Source organism: Phyllobacterium sp. P5_D12, assembly GCF_054049495.1.
Genome location: NZ_JBFUMG010000530.1, coordinates 1 through 3087, shown reverse-complemented (window position 1 = coordinate 3087; position 3087 = coordinate 1). Strand labels below are relative to the sequence as shown.

The 3087-nt window shown below is 56.6% G+C and carries 3 protein-coding genes; 2 read left to right on the top strand and 1 reads right to left on the bottom strand.

Features of this window, described 5'->3' with window-relative positions; all coding sequences use genetic code 11:
• Positions 1 to 161 precede the first annotated feature (161 nt).
• Positions 162 to 1415: a DUF3419 family protein gene (locus tag ACXJ5O_RS23000; RefSeq protein ID WP_457301932.1), complete on the top strand. Its 1254-nt coding sequence runs from the start codon at positions 162 to 164 to the stop codon at positions 1413 to 1415.
• A 4-nt stretch (positions 1416 to 1419) separates the two neighbouring features.
• Entirely contained in the window at positions 1420 to 2076 is a 657-nt protein-coding gene (locus ACXJ5O_RS22995) for a class I SAM-dependent methyltransferase (protein ID WP_457301931.1), read from the top strand.
• 3 nt (positions 2077 to 2079) lie between these two features.
• On the opposite strand, the gene ACXJ5O_RS22990 is transcribed toward ACXJ5O_RS22995, so the two are convergent.
• Positions 2080 to 3087: hypothetical protein (locus ACXJ5O_RS22990; RefSeq protein ID WP_457301930.1), on the bottom strand; the 1008-nt coding region annotated here is incomplete at its 5' end.

Genomic DNA, 3087 nt, shown 5'->3' with positions numbered 1-3087 from the left:
CTTATGCGGCAACAGTGTCACATTGCGCGAACGAGCAAACCCCAATGGGTTGCCGCTATAAGTTGAATCAATTTGATAATTCGTTGCACCGGCACCGTCACCCGTCTGTTACATCGAAATGTTAGGCGAGCAGGAATTTCCAACAAAGGGGATTCGATTAGATGCCGTTTGCTCGACAATCCACAAATGCCCCTCTCCCCCGCAGTGAGAAGCTGAACAAGGCGGTCCGCCAGAACAGGTTTCTATCGCGGGCGGGGATGTCCGAGCGGCTTTTCGCTCATGTCTTCAAGGGACTGGTCTATCCACAAATCTGGGAAGATCCCGAAGTCGACATGGAGGCGCTGCAGATCCGCCCTGGGCATCGCATCGTTACAATCGCATCGGGCGGCTGCAATGCCATGTCCTACCTGACTGCTGACCCTGCCAGCGTCGAGGCCGTGGATTTGAATACTGCCCACGTCGCTTTCAACCGCCTGAAGCTCGCGGCGGTGGCAAACCTGCCCAACTACGATGCGTTCTATCGCTTCTACGGCACGGCCGATGACAAGGCCAACCTTGCTGCCTATGAACGCTTTATTCRCCACCATCTGGATTCCACGAGCCGCGCCTATTGGGAAAAACGCATGTTGTCGGGGCGCCGGCGTATCACGATCTTCTCACGCGATCTCTATCGCCACGGCTTACTCGGTCTGTTCATCGGAATGGGCCACCGCGTGGCAAAACTTTACGGCATCGATCCGCGCGATATTCTGAAATCCTCGACCATGGAGGAACAGCGCGCCTATTTCGACAGCGCCCTGGCCCCGCTCTTTGACAAGCGCATGATCCGCTGGGCGACGAAGCGAAAATCGTCACTCTTCGGCCTTGGTATTCCACCGCAGCAATATGATGCGCTGGCTACCGCCGGCAATGGCAATATGGCACAGGTCCTGCGCGGCCGTCTTGAAAAGCTCGCTTGTGGCTTCCCCCTTTCGGAAAACTATTTCGCCTGGCAGGCCTTCGGCCGTGGTTATAGCGACAACGCTGAAACGGGCCCGCTGCCTCCGTATCTCTCTCGCAACAACTTTGCCACCGTGCGCGATCGCGCAGGTCGGATGAGCGTTGTAAATGCGTCCCTGACAGAATTTCTCGCAGCAAAGGCCGTCGCATCCGTCGACCGCTTCATCCTCCTCGATGCACAGGATTGGATGAACGACACCCAGCTCAACGAACTCTGGCACGAAATTACCCGCACCGCCGCACCAGGCGCTCGCGTCATATTCCGGACCGCCGCCGAGCCGACCATCCTGCCGGGCCGTATCGACGATGCTCTGCTCGAACGCTGGTCTCATCGGGATGAACAGTCGCTTGCCCTTCACGCCCGCGATCGCTCGTCGATCTACGGCGGTTTCCACCTCTACACGCTGAAGGATTAGTTTGATGCTTGCCAAGATTGAACATGGTCCGCTGATGGATCGGGTTTACCGGCATCAGCGTCATTTCTATGATGCCACCCGCAAATATTACCTTCTTGGACGCGACCCCATGATCGCAGGCCTCAATCCCCCTGGGAACGGCAGCATTCTTGAAATTGGTTGCGGTACCGGCCGGAATCTTGTGCTGGCCGGCGAAGCCTATCCCAACACTTCGCTCTACGGCATTGATATCTCGAATGAAATGCTCGCGACCGCGACCAAGAAAATAGCTGCAGCCGGATTGGATGAACGCGCGCACCTCGCTTACGCCGATGCTGCGGATTTTGACCCGGAGGCGCTTTTCGGACGGCGTGAATTCGACCGGATATTCATCTCCTATGCGGTTTCGATGATTCCGCAATGGCAAGAGGTGATCCGCGAGGCTGTGAGCCATCTGACGCCTGGCGGCGCCTTGCATATCGTGGATTTTGGTGACCTAAAGAACCTGCCCGGCTTTACCAGGACTGCCCTGTATAAATGGCTGGAATGGTATCACGTCACACCGCGCAACAACCTGTTCGATGTAGCTGACAAGATCGCTGCGCAAACCAGATGTACAAGCGAAGCGCGGCGGCTCTACCGCGGCTTTGCCTGGATTTCAGTTATTCGCCGCAAGAAATAGGCTCTATTTGCACAGATCGCTCTTGGAGCCTTCCGAGTTCGGACCCGCGAGGCAATAGAGCATCGACATGTCCGCAGCCGTCCGGTTGGTTTGTGGATTTGCCTCCTGCGCATCGCCGCTCGTGGTCTTGTTCAATTCGCAATCAGCGCGAAGCAGGCACATAACCGGGATCCGGGCCATGGCAACGGCGGCCCTTTGCATGCCTTGCGGCCCGGCGAAGTCTCCTGCATTTCGCACGCGATACCATTGGTGAACGCGCGAAATCCGGAAGAATGCGCGCGGGTTGGACAGGATTGCCAATCTCGACGGAAGGCTATTGTCGGAAAAAAGATCAACGACCTGGCCATCATACGGCTCCGCCAGACGGCGGTTGTTAGATATGAAGGTCGAATTGAAGACGATAGCGGCGGTACATGGAAACGCGGCTGCCATGTGACGCGCGAGCCCGCCCCCAAGCCCATGTCCCACCATTATGTATTCAACCGGAAGACCGGCCGCGTTCTGCTGGGCTTCCCTGCGAACTTTGGCGAACTCCTTGCGCGCGGTGCGATATTGGTCCCAGGGATTGATCATCTGGGTAAAGTAGGTGTTTTCGCTGATGAGATCGTTGAGACTTGTGGAATTGTCTTTGCCCCGGAACACCATCATCACCGACAGGCGGTCAGCGGCGCGACGATAGTACACTTCGGCGTCGAAGCCACCTGGCCTTACGATCGGTCCACCTTGCGGAGCCCAGCCGAAATAGTCGGGCTGCAGTTTGAAGCGCTCGCGCGGGATCGGTTGATAAACATTCGACGCATAGGCAGCATAAATGCCGAAATAATCGGAGATCAGTTCATTGTCGTAATCGGGATAGCCGCGATAGTTTCGCCAGAAACTCGGGATCGTAGGGCGGATACAGCTTCCGGTTTGGCCCACGGAAACACCCAAATCATTGCGATCGATCGCTACCCAGGAACTCAAAAATGCATTTGCGAACGCGACGAAGCCGACGAGCAAAACCAGCAAGCC

Bases quoted from the DNA above. Each gene is read 5' to 3' on its own strand.
- ACXJ5O_RS22995 (WP_457301931.1), top strand. From the start codon at position 1,420: ATGCTTGCCAAGATTGAACATGGTCCGCTGATGGATCGGGTTTACCGG.